This is a genomic window from Paenibacillus sp. FSL R7-0313, from assembly GCF_037969885.1.
Classification (GTDB): Bacteria; Bacillota; Bacilli; order Paenibacillales; family Paenibacillaceae; genus Paenibacillus.
Map to the genome: position 1 here is coordinate 6,674,364 of NZ_CP150219.1, position 18,051 is coordinate 6,692,414.

Genomic DNA, 18,051 nt, shown 5'->3' on the forward strand with positions numbered 1-18,051 from the left:
AAGATTGATTACACGTATAGGAGGTATTCCATATGGCCCCCAAGATCCAGGGAACCATCATAATAGAAGGCATAGAACTGACGGTCACGAACCCAGACAAGCTGTTATGGCCGGATGCGGGTGTCACCAAAGCCATCTATCTGCAAAAGCTGGCCGCTCTGGCTCCTTATCTGCTCACGTATACGAGCAATCGACTTCTCACCACAATAAGGTATCCTCACGGTGCTGGAGGGACATTTTTCTATCAAAAGAATGCCCCTGAGCCTGTACCAGATTATGTGCGGACTGAAGTTCACGACGGCATCCGCTATGTAGTCATGAATGGACTTCCCGAATTGTTATGGCTTGGCAATCTGGCCGCACTTGAATTTCATCCTTCACTGCATGCTGTGGGGAGCCATCTTCCCAGTGAATGGATGATTGATCTGGACCCCTCTCAGGAACATGAACCCCGGATCATGCAAGCTGCACTCATCGTTGGCGAAACCCTGACTTCCCTTGGTCTGAGGTCGATTCCCAAAACTTCGGGCGCAACAGGCGTTCAGATCATCGTTCCGATTATTCAAGGTGTAACCTTTGATGAATTACGAGATATCGGTTATTTTGTGGGCAAATATGTCACTCAAAAGCACCCGGATCTGTTCACACTGGAACGACTCAAAAAGGACCGTGGAGACCGCATTTATTTTGACTACCTCCAGCATTACGGTGGCAAGACCCTTGCCGCTCCCTATACACCACGTGCCAAATCCGGCGCCACTGTCTCCACACCCCTTACCTGGGAAGAGGTTAGAAGTAACGTCTCCATCCAGGATTACCATCTGATGAACATTATTGAACGTTTGAACAAAACCGGTGATTTAATCGCAGCTGTTGAACCCCAACCGGTAGAGCTCATTCTCAAACATTTGAAGAAAAAATAGCCGACTCCCTCATCACAAGGGTGTCGGCTATTATCATTCATGCGTATATAATTCGCTAATGGATACCTTTTTTCTTAAAACGTCCGCCCTTCACGTCATGAATGTTACCGATAGCCACAAAGGCTTGCGGGTCCCAATCTTCAACGATGGTCTTCAGCTTCGCTTCTTCCAAACGGGTGATCACGACAAAAATGATCTTTTTCTCGTCCCCGCTGAATCCGCCCTCTCCATCCAGGAAAGTTACACCACGACCAAGACGGTCTGTCAGGGCTGAACCGATATCACGATATTTCTCACTAATGATCCATACCGATTTGGACTGGTCAAGCCCTTCATTCACAATATCAATCATCTTCATCGCAATATAATATGCAATCATGGAATACAGGGCATTCGGCCAGCCGAATACAAATCCTGCACCTGCGAAAATAAACACGTTAATGAACAATACGATCTGTCCTACAGACAAAGGTGACTTCTCACTAAGCAAGATGGCCACAATCTCCGTACCATCCAGTGAACCGCCAGACCGAATGACAAGTCCAACACCCACACCCAGGATCAATCCGCCAAATACAGCTCCGAGCAAAGGCTCCCCTGGTGTTAATGCAGGAACATGGTGCAATAATGATGTCCCGATGGACATGACCACAATCCCCAGCAGCGTGGATAACGCAAATGTTTTACCAATCTGCTTGTAACCCAGAATCAGGAAAGGCAAGTTGAGCAAGGTCAGGAATACTCCGAGTGGCAAATTTGTAAGTTCTGACACCATAATTGAAATCCCCGTAATCCCACCATCAATAACACCATTCGGTACGAGAAACACTTCAAGCGATACAGCCATTAGTGCAGCACCGATCAGAATCATCACAATACGTTGCAGCAGCTTTAATGTAAACACCGAGCTTTTGACCCCGCGGTCAGCTTGCTTGGCTGTTAGTTCTTTCACTGTTACATTGGACATGGTATCCCCCCCGTTAAATCAGTGTGTGAATCCATTTTATAAATCATTTAAATACTCAGGGTGAATCTACATATGGAGAACAGCAAACTGCGTTCTATATGTACCCTGGCTATACAGCGCAAGCATCTAAAAGCGATATAAAATGGATTCAAAATGTTATTCATCCCGGTTTGCACTTTCAAAAGAGAGCAAAAGGGAGCCTGTTTTCCCGCAGACTCCCCTCCTTCGCCAAGACATGATTTATATATCTATTATATCATAAAAGATCAAATTTGCGCAAAATACTTAGCAAAAAGAAGATAAATTCACAAAAAGTGAACTTATCTTCAGAAATCTGCCCTAAATCGGCTAAAGAAGCGGTGAAAGCATCCGAGAAAGCATTTCTGCACCTTTTTGCCGTCGTGAACGCTTCTGAAATACCTCCCCATCGATCTGACTGCATTCCCCGAGATCACGTTCAAAGTCAGTGATCAAACGACGAATCGGAGAGGACTCGAACAGGACAGCCGTCAACTCAAAATTGCAAAAAAAACTGCGCATATCCATATTGGCCGTGCCTACCGTTGCTAGCAACTCATCCACAATCATCACTTTGGCATGTACAAAACCTTTGCGATATTGGAAAAACTCAACACCTGCTCGCAGTAACTCCTCTACGTATGAAAGGGACGCCAAATGAACAAGCTTTGAATCGGATTGATACGGAATGATAATTTTCACATCAACGCCACTGACAGCAGCTGTTTTGAGTGCCTCATACAGGGCAGGATCAGGAATAAAATAAGGGGTGGTAATGTAAATCCGGTCACAGGCTACCGAAATGGCCCCAAAACACATTTCCTGAATCGCATCCCAGTCCTGATCCGGCCCACTGGCCAGAATCTGAATTCGTTCTTCCCCGCTACAGATATGAGGTGGAAACAATTCCGCAAGCTGGGGTTCGGTAATTCGCTCACCGGAAGCCAATTTCCAGTCGTTAAGAAACGTACTTTGCAGGAAATATACAGCATCTCCCTCGATCTGCACATGTGTATCCCGCCAGAAACCCACCTCCGGATATTGTCCAAGGTAATCATCGCCTACATTGATGCCACCCACGAAGCCAACCTGTCCATCCACAACGACTATTTTACGGTGATTCCGGTAGTTGACTCTTCGGTCAATCGTGGCAATCAGTGGCGGTAGAAAATAATGAAACTCCACACCTGCATCCTGCAGTTTGCGGATAAAACTCCAGCTCATCTTGTGACTGCCGAGACCGTCACATATAAACCGAACCTTCACGCCCTCCTGTGCCTTGCGAATCATGACATCCTGAAACTTCGTACTGATCACATCATCACGGAAAATGTAAAATTCCACATGCAGATGGTGCTTTGCTTTTTCCATTTCCCTCAGCATTGCCGCAAATGCCTCTTCACCATTTGTGAGCACCGTACTGTGGTTACAACCTGTAATCGGGCTCTCCGACAGATGGGATAACAGGTTAAACAATCGATGCTGGTGACTGAAACGATCGCCCGGCATCTGTTCGACATCTCCAATGATGTGGGCTTGTTCCCAGATCGTTTCCTTCATTTCACGGAAGATGCGCGATCCACCCTTGCGGAGCTTTTTTCGTTTGTTATAATCCTGCGCCACAAAATAGTACACTACAAAACCGATCAAAGGCACGCAGAACAAAATAAACAGCCAAGCCACAGCTTTAGCCGGATTACGAAATTCCAGCAAAAGAATTGTGGCTGCCTGGAAAATAAATACGAGTAATATAATGACCAGCCAGAACATTCGGCTTCCTCCTCAAGTGGCAAGCTTCATGACCTTGCCTTTCTCTCACCTACACATCTTTGACGATTATGTATACAGCTAATCATAGATACCCAATGTACCCCCTATTCGTAACGTTTGCTTAGATAAAACTTTACATAAGCCGACGGAATACTTCATTCTGGAAATTCAAATTTCTACTTTGTTCATTGTATATTCTGACTGTGTTACCTTCTACATATCAGTTTAATGATGGAGCAGATTCGCATTGTGACGCCAATCTGCTCATTCCACCTTCCAGACTCTTCCTCATTTCTTTGTCTGGAGGTGGTCTTCTTACGTAAAATTAGATATAATAATCGTTAAAAACTTATTACTTAAAGGAGAACAGTAGTGAATGGACAGTGAGAGGTATGCGTTAAATTTAGTATTGGTTGCGATTTTGATAGGACTTTCGGCGTTTTTTGTCGCAGTGGAATTCGCTCTGGTACGGGTTAGACCGAGCCGGATCGACCAAATGATTGCAGAAGGAAACAAGCGTGCGCTGGCTGTTAAACAAGCCGTTGCCAATCTGGACGGATATTTGTCTGCCTGCCAGCTTGGAATCACGATCACATCTCTGGGACTGGGCTGGCTGGGAGAACCAACGGTAGAGAAGATTCTCCACCCTGTGTTCGAAAGCATGCAAATTCCTGAGGCGGTTTCTTCATTCTTATCGTTTGTTATTGCGTTTGCTTCCATCACGTATCTGCATGTTGTGGTTGGTGAACTCGCTCCAAAAACGATTGCAATCCGGAAAGCCGAGACTGTTGCGCTGCTAACGTCTACACCTATCATCTGGTTTAACCGAATTATGTATCCTTTTATCTGGCTGTTAAACGGCTCAGCGAACCAACTGGTAAAACTGTTCGGAATCAAACCTGCCTCTGAACATGAAGATGCACACTCCGAAGAAGAGTTGCAGATCATCATTAATGAAAGCTTTGAAAGTGGTAAAATCAACCAAGCCGAATTCGGTTATGTAAGCCGGATCTTTGCTTTTGATGAGATGTTAGCCAAAGAAATTATGGTACCCCGGACCGATATGGTCTGCCTTTATGTGAATAGAACAAACGAGGAAAACCTGGAGATCATTCGTGAAGAACAATACACACGTTTTCCAGTAGTGAATGAGAGTAAAGACGATATCATCGGTATCATTAATACGAAACAATTCTTCCTGGAACTATACGGAAACGATGAACCTGTCGATCTATCCTCCCTGATTCAGCCTGTATCGGCTGTTCACGAAACAACTCCTGTGAAGGACTTGCTCAAGAAAATGCAGAAGGATGGCGTACATATCGCCGTACTTGTCGACGAATATGGAGGAACTTCCGGAATTGTAACCATTGAGGATGTGCTTGAGCAGATTGTTGGTGAGATTCGCGACGAGTTCGACGCAGACGAAGTGGAAGATATTCAAGTCATCAATGAGAACTATGTCATTATGGATGGCAAGGTTTCCTTATCGAAGGTGAACGACATGTTTATGTCCAGCCTGGATGCAGATGAGTGGGACACCATTGGTGGATGGCTCTACAGCCATCGTCCCGAGATGAACGAACAGGAAGAATATGAGTTCGAGAATCTAATCTTTGTTTTGCTGGAAAAAGACAAGAATCGGTTCTACAAAGTGGCCGTTGTTCCCAAGGAACCACTGACCATGTCTGATTATACCGATGAAGACGAGAAAGAGTCCAATTGGTCTAAATAAAGCAAATTTAGAAATAAGAAGAGGAGCACTTGCCTATAATGGTAAGTGCTCCTTTTCTTATATTTCGCCCCATGTGTCACTTCCCCATGTTATCACTCGACCAAAGAATGGAACTCCCGTTTTAGTTTGATTTTAATACCCACTTCGCAATATCATCGATAATGGCTTTGGAGACATTAGATGGCTCAGCGTACTCTTGACCGATTGAAAGTCCATCATAGCTGGATAACAGATGATTTACCTTTGGATAGCTATTGTACGTTACATTGGAATGACCTTGAAGAGACGATTTCCAGGTTTGGAATTGATTCATAGACACTTGCACATCGTTTTCGCCTTGTATAACAAGCATAGGTGTATTTTGTGTTTTAGCCAGTTCCGCAGGTACATAATCTCTCTGCTCAAACCACCAATAAGCAGGTTGAAGTGGAAACGCCTCAGGAAGATGATCTACAGAATATTTTGGATCTTTAACCATCGCAGCCACATTTTTATAAAAATCAGCTTGCCCTTGAATGACATCCGTGTCTAAACCAAGCTGCTTCATCCGCTCTACCAATTCGTCCTGCTGCTCGGTAAGCACATCCGCAAAGCTACTACTTGGTGCAGCAAGCAGAATACTTCCTGCAATATCATGTTGTTTATCCTCAGCAATAATTAACGGCATTGCAAACCCGCCTTGACTATGTCCAGCTACAAAAATCGCTGTAGAATCAATATGTGCATTCTTTTTAAGCAATTCCACTGCATCGTTTACCTGATCTACGCTCTCTTGTTTTAATGTGAATTTAGGCTGTGAAGCCACCTTATAGGTATGCTCATACGTAACCTTATCGTATCTTAATACAGCAACTCCTTGTGAAGCCAAACCTACCGCAAGATCGCGAAACGGTTTTGCACCACCAATGGCAGCATCTTGATTGCTAGGCCCGGATCCTTGTACCAGAATGACAACCGGGAAAGGTCCCTCTCCCTTGGGCAAAGTTAATGTCCCTGGCAAAGCTAAATCACCCTGACCAACCGTAATGTCTTGTTCTGTATAGGCAGATGGGTCGTCGTAGCTTGGTTTTTGATACACATCTGGCGTAGCGGCGGCAATATGCAAATCATCCACAAGTCCGTTATGATTCATTCTGACCGTAATATTTAAACGAGTCAGCTCTGTTTTGAACGTATAGGTGACATTGCGATGCACTGTGTTATTTTCTACGTGTTTAGCTATGGCTTCACTTGTAATTTTGCCATTTTGTCCTTCTAAAGCTCCCCATAGCTGACTCAACAACGTGGGTGACAACACTCCACTCACAGAGGTATGAACATACTTGGCAGCCTCCTTGCCATCGCCCTCACTAATAAGGGAAATGAATATATCCTCAGGTTCTGCCTTCAGCGTCTCGGAAAGAAATGTCCCATCCATATAGGTAACTCCTTTCGTTAACTGAACAGGATTGTCTAAGGATATGGCTTGCCCATTCACCATCGCCTCGTTCTCTCCTACCTTAACTACAATCGTAAGCTCACTTTTTCGTATTGTGATTTCTCCTGTCTTTTGTTGCCAAGATACCTCTGCCCCATTCTTTTCTGCAATCTCACGAATAGGAACAAGATTTCCACTACCAGCGGATTTTTCAGCAGCTTCTGAGATGGATGTTACTGGAAGGATGAGACCTACGAAAGTAAGAGAAAGTAATAGCTTTTTCCAATTGTTCATTGTAATAACTCCTCCTAATAATTAATTTCATCTATTATATGCATAGCATTATGAGCCTTTATTGGCTTAGGACTATGCTTATAACAACAATAGCAATGATGAATAACAGCAGGACCCAAGATAGTGGACGAGCGAAGTTAATCGTCCAGCCTATTCCATAACGCTTTTCTATGGTTAAAGAAGGATCATTGGCATTGAAGTAAATAAAACCAAGCTTCCAATGATCATCGTCATTCACAGGCTGTTCTTTGGATCGTTCGCGATCTTCCTGATGATTCCGAATTTTCCCGCCGCCTTGTCTGCCTGTGAGAGACAGCCATACAACACCTAACACGATCACCACAGGAGTGATGAAGCTAATAGCTGTTAACAAGACCAGATTAGGGACGAACATATTGATCTGAATTAAGGCAAATAAAATGGTAAGAAGTAAGCCTGTTACAAGCGTAAATAGGGACCATTTACGGCGGAATTGAATATTTTCAGCAGCAAATTGGCCCGGATTAGACGTAGTAAGCTGTTGTTTGCTTGATTTAATACTCCAGTTAACCAACATCATAAGTGCAATGATTCCTAGCTGTACAAGATTAATAGCCAGTACCGAGAGGTAGGTTTTAGGCACACTGGAAGTGACATGGCCCTGAAGATCATATTTTATTGGAATGACGTTAGGGAGTGCCTTATAATTCAGGATCGAAATGATCGCAACGGCTGCAATAATAGCAATGTGAATGAGAAACCAATAGTTGGAATAGGTGAGTTTATTTTGGCGGAAGGTGGTATCGATTTTAACTCTTTGAGGTGCTTCTACAGTTGTAAGTGATCCTTTTATCTTTTTCATCTTGAAATGAAATAATATGTGTAGTGCTGCCCAGTACACAATAAATATCATTGTGCTAACACCGGTAATCATTGCGGTAGAATCTTCATTAGCAGATCGGAGAAAATACAGACAGACAAGTATAAGCATCCCGTTTCCGATCAGACTTACTGTAGCAAACGTACTTCTTAGCTTACGTAAGATGGGTGTGTAGTAATTATATTGACTTACCGTAACCCCAAAGCTAATGGTTTCCCTTGTCAGGTATGGTGTAAAGGATAGAAGTAAGGCTAATGGAGCAAAGATTAAAATGATAGGTAATATACTAAATAGTTGCATACATAACACACTCCCTTGATTCGTTATTCTCTGTTGTGACCCATCTTCACATCATCATACATTTGGTCTAACACCGCAGATAGTTCCTCTTTGGTCATTCCGCGACAGATCGCTTCGGCAATAATCGGTCTTAATTCGCTTTGCTGCTTTTTCAAAAAATCATCCGTTAAACCAGGCATTCCATCAGGGTTCACTACAACTCCCTTTTGTCTATGAACCAGGATGTATCCATCTTGCTTGAGTAATGTATAAGCCTTGTTGACGGTGTGAAGGTTAACACCGATATCTGCGGCCAAATTCCGAACTGAAGGTAACGCCTCACCTAGCTGTAACTCACCACTAGCAATGCCTTCAATAATTTGATAAACAAGTTGCGAATAGATAGGAAGTTCGGATTGCATATCCAGTTGAATAATCAAGAGTTCACCTTCTTTTTGTTATCTGTTATATATCAAGTATAACAGGTATAACATAAGTGAGCAATATGTATGAGAAAAAAGCCGCATAACAATGGCGAGGGCAAACTTACCTGACCCTTCACCATTGATATGCGGCTTATCCTGTTGAGCTTATCGATGTGATTCAAGAACAAACATTAGTAGTTACACATGACAGCGTTGTATTTCAAATTCCATTTAAGTTTCAGTCTTATCTTCGACAATCCGATAATGGATTTTGCGAACTATAATTTTCAGAATCATATATAGGGGAATCACGATGATCATACCCAAGATATTTCCCAGGTCAGCACCCACGAGCAAAAGGATAACGGTAGTCAGTGGATGAATATCGAGCTGTTTGCCATAGACATAAGGTGAGATCAGGTTATCCTGAATTTGCTGTGCGATTACAATGATGACCAGTGACCAGATCGCCATCGAAGGTGATTCGATAAACGCAACAATGACAACCGGAATAGCTGCCAGCAAAGCACCCACATAAGGGATGAAGTTCAGAATAATCGATACAACAGTCAGCAGCAATGCGTAAGGCAAACCTAAGATGAGAAAACCGATGTACATCAGAATCCCCAGGGCTACATTAACAATAACCCGGCCAACAATATAGTTGCTTAGTGCTTCATCAATCTCATGGACGGTTTCTTCCCCATCCTTTCGATAATGCCTTGGCAACAATAAGGTCAGATTCGTTCCAAACTTGCTGCCTTCCTTAAGCATGTAATACAACATGATCGGGAATGTTGCCAGAATAATAACCAGATTGGATACCACGGAGAATAACCCGGAGACATAATTGGTTACCTGAGTGATCCCTTGGCTCAGAACATCGGATAATCGTGAGAATAGATTGGAATCATCAGGCAGGTATCTGGATACAACATTGCTCTTTTCAAGTGCATTCAACTGATCGCTGAGTGAAGTAACCAACGCTGGAGCATTCTCCACGAAATTCATTAATTGTTCACGCAGGGAAGGCCATACAAGCACACTAAAACCTGCAAGTATTAATGCAATTACGACGTAAATAATCAGAACTGATAATGCACGCTTGATCTTATGCCTTTCCATATAATCGACGAGCGGACGCAGCAGATAATAGAAGAAACCGGCAATCAGCAGCGGAATGATGATGATGTGAATCAGTGAGGTCAGGGGGCTGAAAATAAAGTTCACTTTTTCCCCCAGATACACGATGAGCAGCAGCAGAATAATCGCTGTGCATATGCGGTAGAACTTGTTATTTATCAAGAAACGTGATCCCTCCATGCGCTGCTCTGCCAAAGTGACTGCGGCGTTCATATGTATATCTAGTCATTTACTTATGATACTAAGTACCCTTAAATGACAGTCATGCCACAGGCGATGTTGAATATACCCTTTTTTCTTTCCAAAACAGCATTGGAGCAAAAAAAAAAGCAGGCGTTAGCCTGCCACATCTCTTTTGCTGAATACAACCCAGGAAATCACCATGAAAATAACGTAATACACCGCCAGAACTGCAATAGAGAATCCCAGTGTCATTCCTGCACTTGGACCACCCATTAACGCAAAATCCGCCCCGGAGGTCATGTATTTGCTAAGATCCATGTTGTTGAATAGAACATACTTGGCCCACTCATAACGGACCGGATTGAATATGAGTGAGAAGATACTCTGTGAGAACATAATGAACAGGGATAATCCAATCGCAAGTGCACCTGAACGAAATACGGAGGACACCATAAAGGCAATCGCAAGCGTAATGAACAGATCAACGTACAAATATCCCCATAACGTCAGAGCATTCGTAGCCGGACTACTGCTTCCTCCCGGCGCATCATGCGAGAAAAGGATATAAGACGTTAGCATGGCCATCACGATGACCAGCAATGTACTGACAATACTGAAGCCAATGACGGTTAGATATTTGGAAGCGAGAACTTTGCTTCGTGACCATGGACGGATCAGCAATAGCTTAATGGTTCCCCACGTAAATTCGCCCGCAACCGATTCCGCTGCAATCACGACACAGAAGATCGTGTTCAGGAAAAACGTAATCTGGATGGTCGTTACAGCCGCTTCCCAGTACAACACTTCATTGGACCCCATGCCTTCTCGCAGTAACACTGGCATTAATAGCGAGATCAGCGCCAGAATCGATAACATGATCCAGGTACGGGGACGACGGAAAATTTTCATATTCTCATTCAATATCAGATTACCAAAACTACCCAATGCCTCCACCCCCAGTGACTTGCAAGAATTGTTCTTCCAGGGTGTGAGTCACGTTACGAATACCGTATACCTGAAACCCTTCGCTAACCAGCTTGGCATTGATATCCGGAATCTGCTCACGAGACACCCGCATCACCAGGACATTGCCCTGTACGACAGCACCCTGAATCAGATCCGCAGCACGATCTGCATCATTCAGCTCAAAAGCAACTTCGATTAATGCATCCGAACCGGCTTCAGCCCGAAGGTTTCTTACATCGATCAACTTGCCATTCTGGATGATGGCCACCGTATCACACATCAGCTCCATCTCTGACAACAAATGACTGGATACAAAGACTGTAATACCTTCCTCTTGGGTAAGCTGACGCAAATAATCTCTCAGTTCCCGTATACCCTGTGGGTCCAGACCATTAGTCGGCTCATCCAGTACAAGCAGCTTCGGTTTATGTAATATCGCTTGCGCGACACCCAGACGCTGGCGCATGCCCAGTGAATAGGTTTTGACCTTATCGTGAATACGGGCCGTAAGCCCCACACGCTCAATCGTCTCAGCAATACGTTCCTTCGTAACTCCCGGCGACATGCGGGCAAAGTGAACGAGATTCTGGTACCCGGTCAGAAACTTGTACATTTCCGGATTTTCCACAATAGCTCCTACCTGGGCTACCGCCTTCTCAAATTCATTCTTCACACTGTGTCCCGAGATGAAAATATCACCTTTACTGATGGACATCAGTCCAACCATCATCCGAATCGTTGTTGTTTTCCCCGCGCCATTAGGTCCTAAAAAACCAAAAACCTGCCCCGGAGAAATATCCAGAGTCAGGTCGCTGACCAATGATCGGGAGGATATGATTTTGCTGACGCCCTGAATCCGGACGACCGGCTCCTGCTGCATTCAATCCCCTCCTTCATGGACGAGCATATACTTCATGCCCGTTTCTCATATGCACATAGTGTATCATAATCTTTAGTATATTGTCCCGCAAACTGGGATTTCCCCTGACGTTTCGCTTCAACTACACACGCTTCACAGCATCCAAGCGGCATTTCACTCCGGTAGAATCCGGTGCGAAATACGTGATTGCCTCCATTGCCCTCTTCCTTCATTTCGACAGAGCTTCTAGCGACCGACACAATCATCCCACAACTGACACAGTAAAAGCGGCCCGTTTCGATCAATGATATTCCTTCCCCTCACAAGGAGCTTAGAAGTCCTTGTTATTTGTCGTTAGACGCTGAAAATTGATACATTTTGTATCTATCTCGTAATTTACTTGACACCGGGACTATTGTCAAGGCTTTACAGGCATAAAAACAAGAAAAACACAAAAAAAGCTCCATAAATGCGACAAAAGTCTCGCATTTACAGAGCTTCATGTAAGGTAAATGATACAATTCGGTGCAACGTATGGGTTAATATTATTTCCTGATCAGTCACTATTGTCGACCTGCGAGGTATCCTCATTTTTCTGATTTGGATAATACCAGAGTAATGTCCACTCATCGCCATCCTCTACAAGATAACAGGTCTGCACAATATCGAATTGGCCAAAGGTACCTGAGTACTTCTGGGTGACCTGGATTCTGTAGGCTTCAGAAAATGGCTTAACGCCATCGATCACCGTTACATCAAACTCGCGCTCCGGCTTTTCCATCTCCAGCTCAAACGTTTCCACGCCAAAGTGCTGCATAAATATATGTGCTCTGTTCTGTACGTAAGCACTCTTGGGAAACCGCTCTTTCATCAGGGGATGAAAGAGTTCCCATGAACTGCCGAAGTCACCCGTCTGCTCATATTTGTAAAACTCTTCGGCAACAGCAGCAGCTTCATCCGATGTATCTGCCTGAAACAAATACGGAATGGTTCTGGCAATCAACCACAGCAATAATACAATGATCGCGATGAACCCGATCTTTTTGAGCAAAACATTCCGGTTCCTTCTTCGCAGCATGTCCAGTCCTCCTTGTCCTACTCCATACTTATGATGGATGGCAGACAAGTAGAAGTTGAACGATACATCTAATTTCCTGGGAAATCACTCACTGTGAATGGAAGTACGCTTTCCCTTTCTGATCCTTCGGATAATGAACTGAATTCCTGCATATATGGCAATCCCACAGCAGCCGCCGAGCAAGTCTACTCCAACATCACGTATCGAGCTTGTCCGGTCCGGGCTGAACTGCTGAATATATTCATCAATGGAGGCTATAACAAACACCACAGCCAGAGCAGAAACGATACTGGTCACAAGGGATGTTCTTCTGTACCGCAGCCCGCCGTACACAAGCACGGCGAGCACAGCGTATACAAATAAGTGCGCACTCTTGCGAAAGATGAACTCTGCAAAATCATACGGCCTCTGCTTCAGCGAATACTCATACTCCCCGTAAGTGAATTGCACATCAGGAAGCGTAAAACCGATGTGCAATTTTTGAGACCATTTATGAAGCCAAGGCTGAATGTCTTGCTGTTGAGAGGATTGTGTGGACATGGACCAGATAACCAGAATCCAGATCACAATCAACAGCAGAGCAATGAGAAATCCGTACGTTCTTCGTACATGCTTTTGTCTCGTGCGCCCGGAGCCCTCCTCCATCATTTTGATCTTCACCACTTTCATATCTCTCTTGTTATTCTATTGATCCAACGTACATACCTCTGCCATTTGTACCTACATATACCTGACCATAGATTTGACGATCTGCCGCCATAATTTGCGGTTCATTGCCCAGCCCGATTCCATTACCTAAAGGACCTATATTGTTCCAGGTTACCCCCATATCATCTGAACGGAAGAATCCATTCACGTTATTTACGGTGCCATATACATAAACAGCTGGAACCAATCTGCCGGGCTGAGCTTTACCAAAGGCAAATAATTTGGAGTTCTGTACACCCTGGATCTTGGAAAATGTATTTCCCGAGTTCGTCGATGCATATAGTCCATCGGTTCCCAGACTCACCCATACATTATTCGCCACGCCAGGTGCAGCTTCAACTTTAATGAAGCTTGTATTGATATCCGTATTAACAGGAAGGCGAACCGTATTGGCTTTGGACCAGTTGGCACCAGCATCCGTTGAGCGATACATATAACCAGCAGCATACATATAAAATTTATATCCATTGATGCGATCGGCAGCCAGTGGATGATTATAGGCGAAGACCATATTTCCCCCGATAGCCTGAAAAGGGGCACCATTCATATTTTGCCATGTTGCGCCACGATTCGTGCTTCTGACCGGATTACCTGTCTGGGGGTAATAAACAATTACATTTGGATTAATGGCTGAATAGGCCACCCGCCCCAGTGTAGAACCTGCTGGAACGTTTACCGGCGTTACCGTAACTCCGTTATTGGAAGAGACAAATAAACGTGTGGTCGTACCATACCAGTCACTGCTTCCCAGAAATATCATGTAGTTCGGATTTGCCTCATGATAGTCAATACTCACAATTTCTCGCATACCTGCGAGCGGGATTTTATTAAGAGGAACATCGTTTACATTTTCATGTCTAAATCCGACTTGATCCGTTAAACCACTAAAGAATGAAACACCCTGAGGTGGTGTGGATGCAGTGAGTGCGACGACTTCTTCATGACCATCGGTAATGGCTTCCCAAGTACTCGCAGTACTACCGGTCAATCCATTGGTACCATTGATATTTTCCGTCTTGTACACGCCAAACCAGTCTGTAGCGTATACCGTGCCCGGGTTATGTGGGTCAAACTTGATACTGGATGTCGCTGAGAAAAACATGTTGGGTGTCCACCATGACGGTTTGGATACCAGCGTTTTGCTCACTGTTGTCCAACTCTGTCCGCCATTAACGGAACGATACAGTGGCAGATTATCTCCGCCTGTTCGAACGGCTGCCAGGATGTGATTATCATTATTGGGATCAATCGTGATTCCATAATAAGATGAGTAACTGGGGCTGGGTGTTATATTCGTCCACTGCACACCATTGAACTTGTAGACGCCCTGATTATCCGTGGTCACATACAACGTCCCGTTCTTCGCCACAGTCATACGTGCAGGATATTCGGGACTTCTTCCGGTAAGTTGCCAGGTGGTCTGCCCATTGCTTCTTGGTGCTTTGCTATACACACCAATGCCGCGAACCCCCGCATACACAACTTGACCTTGCTTCGTGACGGGATTCAATCCATAAGCTACACTTCGTATTCCCTCACCGGACAGCCCGCTAGGTACATCCCATACCTTGCTCCATGTTGCTGCCCCGTCACTGGAAGTGTACAATCCATCATATCGTGTACCAACATGCAGGTAATTGGAGTTCGTGGGATTGACGGCGATGCTCTCTCCCATGGCGCGATGGATATTTCCATTCGATTCATTCCGAAGATTAAGTCCGGTTCGAATCCAGGTTTCTCCCCGGTCTGTAGATTTCAGAATATCGCTCGGCCCCACATTCCCGTACTTCCCAGCAGCGATATACACGATATTAGGGTTTTGCTGATCCAGTGCAATCCCATCCACACCGTACAGATTGCTGTCCTCATCTCCGAAATGATCCAGTAGCGGGACCCAATCTCCTGAGGCTGCATCCAACCGATAGGCTCCTCCAACGTCAGTTCGAGCGTAAACCAGATCAGGCTCAGTCGGATGAATAACCACACCTGTAACGTACCCCCCACCACCAATAGGTATATTCTTCCATTGATAGTTTTGAGCTGATTGAACAACGTTTGTACTTGCAGGTATCATGAGCATATACATTAGGAGCACAATCAGAGATAATTTCAATAGCCTGGAGATACGCATCTGGTTCACCGCCCTATCCGATCATTTTAAATGTTCTTCAATCATCTGATGTATTCTGTCTCGCTCTGACTGTTCCACGATATAGTAATACACTCCGTCTATTTTCTTGCCCGTGCCTTTGATCTCAACAGACTCGATATGATTCAGCACCGGGCGGTAATTGGAGAACATCTGCTTCATTTCATCAAAGGTAACGTCAGTTCTCACGTGAGCACTCACTTCATCCAGCAACGTCTCCAGTTGCAACACGTTGGATACCTGAACCGTATTCTTCAGCACTTGTTTGATAATCTCCCGCTGACGGTCATTCCGCCCGAGATCCCCCTTCGGATCATCATAACGCATTCGCGAAAATCCCAAAGCTGCTGCACCATCCAGATGAATATTTCCTTGCTCGAACCGATAACCTTCATAGTCAAATGCAAACGGGTTATTCACATCCACCCCACCCACCATGTCGATGACCTGTGCAAAGCCCTCCATATTCACTTTCATGTAGTAATGTATGGGAACATCAAGCAATTGTTCCACCGTTTGCACAGACATGTTAACGCCCCCAAAAGCATAGGCATGGTTGATCTTATCCTCCGTGCCGTGACCAACAATATTCGTTCTGGTATCTCGGGGGATGTTAAACATAAGTGCGGATTGTTTCGCAGGATTAATACTTAATACAATCATGGTGTCGGAGCGCCCCCGATCATTGGAACGTTCATCCACACCCAGGATCAAAGCATTAAAAGGTTCTTCATTCTCCATGTCCACAGGGAAATCTCCCCCACCCCGCTGGTCAACAATAGATACCTGCTTGATGGGTTCCCGGGGTTCATACATTTGATCCGCCGCAGATTTAACATGCAGATACAGATACACCGAATATCCAATCATGACAACTGCAACAAGGGAAAGGGCACCTAATGTTATTTTGATCCCGCGTCTCATGTTATGGCCTCCGTTAGATGACTGCCGTTTTTCTTGCATCGATATTGGTTAGACCTGGACGACCAACGGAGTAGTATTGGAAGGACGTATCTTTAATCTGATCTGCTCCGTAGATGTTTCTTCCATCAATCAGGATGGGTTGATTCATATGCGCTGCCAAATCAGTCAGATTAACCTCCATGAACTCTTTCCATTCCGTCAGAACGCAGAGTGCATCAGCGCCTTCCGCCGCTTTCATGGCACGATCCTCCCACGTAATGGATGGGGAATCCACCTCTTTGCGGAAGTTCTCGGTCGCGATGGGGTCATATGCCCGAATCACTGCCCCCTGCTCAAGCAAACGCTGAATGATCTCAATTGCCGGAGCATCACGTACGTCATCGGTATCCGGCTTGAAGGCGAGCCCCCAGATGGCAATTTGCTTCCCTTCGAGTGAACCAAGTGCGTCTTCCAATTTGCGGATGACGTTGAAGCGTTGATCTTTGTTCACTTCCACCACGGACTTCAGCAATTTGAAGTCATAATCCACATTACCTGCAATTTGTATCAGAGCCTGTGTATCCTTAGGGAAACAGGAACCTCCGTAACCAATGCCTGCCTTGAGAAAGGAGGCACCGATTCGTCTGTCATAGCCCATGCCTTCGGCAACGCGGCTGACATCTGCTCCTACTTTTTCACAGATGTTAGAGATTTCGTTGATAAATGAGATCTTGGTTGCCAGAAAAGCGTTGGATGCATATTTAATCATTTCGGCCGAGCGAATATCCGTAACAATAATCTGATCGGTTAATGGCTGATGCAGCTCTTTCAACGTGGCGACTGCCCGCTCACTATGTGTCCCAATGACTATCCGGTCAGGATAGAGCGTATCCTGGACAGCGGTACCTTCTCGCAGGAACTCCGGTACCGATGCCATGTCGAATGGATGATTCGTCAAATTGCTGATCCATTCCTGAATACGATCGTTGGTTCCGACAGGAACAGTGCTTTTAGTCATTATTATTTTATAATTATCCATATAAGAACCTATTTCTCGCGCGACAAGCTCAATAAAACTCAGATTTGCTTCGCCATTAGGCAGGGATGGCGTACCCACCGCGATGATAATAATATCCGAACGACTGATGGCATCCTGAATGTTGGTGGTGAAGGACAGCCTTCCTGCTTTCATATTGGCATTCATGATATCCTTCAGACCCGGTTCATAGATCGGAACATGACCGTCCGTTAACATATTCACTTTTTCCAAATTGTTGTCTACACAGATCACGTTATTTCCCAGTTCCGAAAAACATACGCCCGATACCAAACCCACATACCCTGTGCCAATCACCGTAATATTCATTCCATAATC

General features: G+C 44.8%; 16 protein-coding genes. 2 read left to right on the forward strand and 14 right to left on the reverse strand.

All coding sequences use genetic code 11. The annotated features are described in order from the left end of the window. Positions 1-32: 32 nt before the first annotated feature. Positions 33-923 (forward strand): non-homologous end-joining DNA ligase, encoded by an 891-nt coding sequence (gene ligD / locus NSQ38_RS29310; protein WP_133386729.1) that lies wholly within the window; start codon positions 33-35, stop codon positions 921-923. A 55-nt stretch (positions 924-978) separates the two neighbouring features. On the opposite strand, the gene NSQ38_RS29315 is transcribed toward ligD, so the two are convergent. Next, a complete protein-coding gene (locus tag NSQ38_RS29315; protein WP_036611290.1) occupies positions 979-1,890 on the reverse strand; it encodes a YitT family protein in 912 nt (303 codons plus the stop codon). Between the two features lie 348 nt (positions 1,891-2,238). Further along, a complete protein-coding gene (cls, locus tag NSQ38_RS29320; RefSeq protein WP_047841979.1) occupies positions 2,239-3,678 on the reverse strand; it encodes a cardiolipin synthase in 1,440 nt (479 codons plus the stop codon). Between the two features lie 376 nt (positions 3,679-4,054). On the opposite strand from cls, the gene NSQ38_RS29325 reads away from it, so the two are divergent. Further along, the gene (locus tag NSQ38_RS29325) at positions 4,055-5,413 is read left to right on the forward strand and encodes a hemolysin family protein (protein WP_091033797.1); all 1,359 of its coding nucleotides are present in this window, start codon (positions 4,055-4,057) and stop codon (positions 5,411-5,413) included. Positions 5,414-5,534: 121 nt separating this feature from the next. Here the strand turns inward: NSQ38_RS29325 and NSQ38_RS29330 are convergent, their stop codons facing one another. The 12 genes from NSQ38_RS29330 to NSQ38_RS29385 form a co-directional block, all read right to left on the reverse strand. Continuing rightward, positions 5,535-7,124: a stalk domain-containing protein gene (locus NSQ38_RS29330; RefSeq protein WP_339785658.1), complete on the reverse strand. Its 1,590-nt coding sequence runs from the start codon at positions 7,122-7,124 to the stop codon at positions 5,535-5,537. Positions 7,125-7,182: 58 nt separating this feature from the next. Beyond that, positions 7,183-7,965 (reverse strand): DUF5808 domain-containing protein, encoded by a 783-nt coding sequence (locus NSQ38_RS29335; RefSeq protein WP_339785660.1) that lies wholly within the window; start codon positions 7,963-7,965, stop codon positions 7,183-7,185. A 341-nt stretch (positions 7,966-8,306) separates the two neighbouring features. Then, the gene (locus tag NSQ38_RS29340; protein ID WP_264931832.1) at positions 8,307-8,702 is read right to left on the reverse strand and encodes a GntR family transcriptional regulator; all 396 of its coding nucleotides are present in this window, start codon (positions 8,700-8,702) and stop codon (positions 8,307-8,309) included. Between the two features lie 216 nt (positions 8,703-8,918). Then, on the reverse strand, positions 8,919-9,992 hold the full coding sequence (locus NSQ38_RS29345) for an AI-2E family transporter (RefSeq protein ID WP_081745953.1): 1,074 nt from the start codon (positions 9,990-9,992) through the stop codon (positions 8,919-8,921). A gap of 174 nt (positions 9,993-10,166) precedes the next feature. Then, positions 10,167-10,958 (reverse strand): DUF2705 family protein, encoded by a 792-nt coding sequence (locus NSQ38_RS29350; protein ID WP_338591987.1) that lies wholly within the window; start codon positions 10,956-10,958, stop codon positions 10,167-10,169. Then, complete coding sequence (locus NSQ38_RS29355) at positions 10,951-11,859, reverse strand: ABC transporter ATP-binding protein (RefSeq protein ID WP_047841976.1); 909 nt, start codon at positions 11,857-11,859, stop codon at positions 10,951-10,953. The genes NSQ38_RS29350 and NSQ38_RS29355 overlap by 8 nt, the downstream gene beginning before the upstream one ends. Before the next feature lie 32 nt (positions 11,860-11,891). Next, positions 11,892-12,143, reverse strand: a complete 252-nt coding sequence (locus NSQ38_RS29360) for a hypothetical protein (RefSeq protein ID WP_143023589.1) — start codon at positions 12,141-12,143, stop codon at positions 11,892-11,894. Between the two features lie 251 nt (positions 12,144-12,394). Next, complete coding sequence (locus NSQ38_RS29365) at positions 12,395-12,916, reverse strand: hypothetical protein (protein WP_339785662.1); 522 nt, start codon at positions 12,914-12,916, stop codon at positions 12,395-12,397. A gap of 84 nt (positions 12,917-13,000) precedes the next feature. Beyond that, positions 13,001-13,585 (reverse strand): VanZ family protein, encoded by a 585-nt coding sequence (locus tag NSQ38_RS29370; protein WP_339785664.1) that lies wholly within the window; start codon positions 13,583-13,585, stop codon positions 13,001-13,003. A gap of 10 nt (positions 13,586-13,595) precedes the next feature. Then, entirely contained in the window at positions 13,596-15,755 is a 2,160-nt protein-coding gene (locus NSQ38_RS29375) for a hypothetical protein (RefSeq protein WP_339785666.1), read from the reverse strand. A 21-nt stretch (positions 15,756-15,776) separates the two neighbouring features. Beyond that, the gene (locus tag NSQ38_RS29380; RefSeq protein ID WP_338591972.1) at positions 15,777-16,697 is read right to left on the reverse strand and encodes an LCP family protein; all 921 of its coding nucleotides are present in this window, start codon (positions 16,695-16,697) and stop codon (positions 15,777-15,779) included. 13 nt (positions 16,698-16,710) lie between these two features. Beyond that, a complete protein-coding gene (locus NSQ38_RS29385; RefSeq protein WP_339785668.1) occupies positions 16,711-18,042 on the reverse strand; it encodes a UDP-glucose/GDP-mannose dehydrogenase family protein in 1,332 nt (443 codons plus the stop codon). Positions 18,043-18,051 lie beyond the last annotated feature (9 nt).

Coding starts and splice junctions, on each gene's coding strand:
- cls (WP_047841979.1), bottom strand. CDS start 3,678: ATGTTCTGGCTGGTCATTATATTACTCGTATTTATTTTCCAGGCAGCC.
- NSQ38_RS29330 (WP_339785658.1), bottom strand. CDS start 7,124: ATGAACAATTGGAAAAAGCTATTACTTTCTCTTACTTTCGTAGGTCTC.
- NSQ38_RS29375 (WP_339785666.1), bottom strand. CDS start 15,755: ATGCGTATCTCCAGGCTATTGAAATTATCTCTGATTGTGCTCCTAATG.
- NSQ38_RS29370 (WP_339785664.1), bottom strand. CDS start 13,585: ATGAAAGTGGTGAAGATCAAAATGATGGAGGAGGGCTCCGGGCGCACG.
- NSQ38_RS29325 (WP_091033797.1), top strand. CDS start 4,055: ATGGACAGTGAGAGGTATGCGTTAAATTTAGTATTGGTTGCGATTTTG.
- NSQ38_RS29365 (WP_339785662.1), bottom strand. CDS start 12,916: ATGCTGCGAAGAAGGAACCGGAATGTTTTGCTCAAAAAGATCGGGTTC.
- NSQ38_RS29380 (WP_338591972.1), bottom strand. CDS start 16,697: ATGAGACGCGGGATCAAAATAACATTAGGTGCCCTTTCCCTTGTTGCA.
- ligD (WP_133386729.1), top strand. CDS start 33: ATGGCCCCCAAGATCCAGGGAACCATCATAATAGAAGGCATAGAACTG.
- NSQ38_RS29335 (WP_339785660.1), bottom strand. CDS start 7,965: ATGAAAAAGATAAAAGGATCACTTACAACTGTAGAAGCACCTCAAAGA.
- NSQ38_RS29385 (WP_339785668.1), bottom strand. CDS start 18,042: ATGAATATTACGGTGATTGGCACAGGGTATGTGGGTTTGGTATCGGGC.
- NSQ38_RS29355 (WP_047841976.1), bottom strand. CDS start 11,859: ATGCAGCAGGAGCCGGTCGTCCGGATTCAGGGCGTCAGCAAAATCATA.
- NSQ38_RS29315 (WP_036611290.1), bottom strand. CDS start 1,890: ATGTCCAATGTAACAGTGAAAGAACTAACAGCCAAGCAAGCTGACCGC.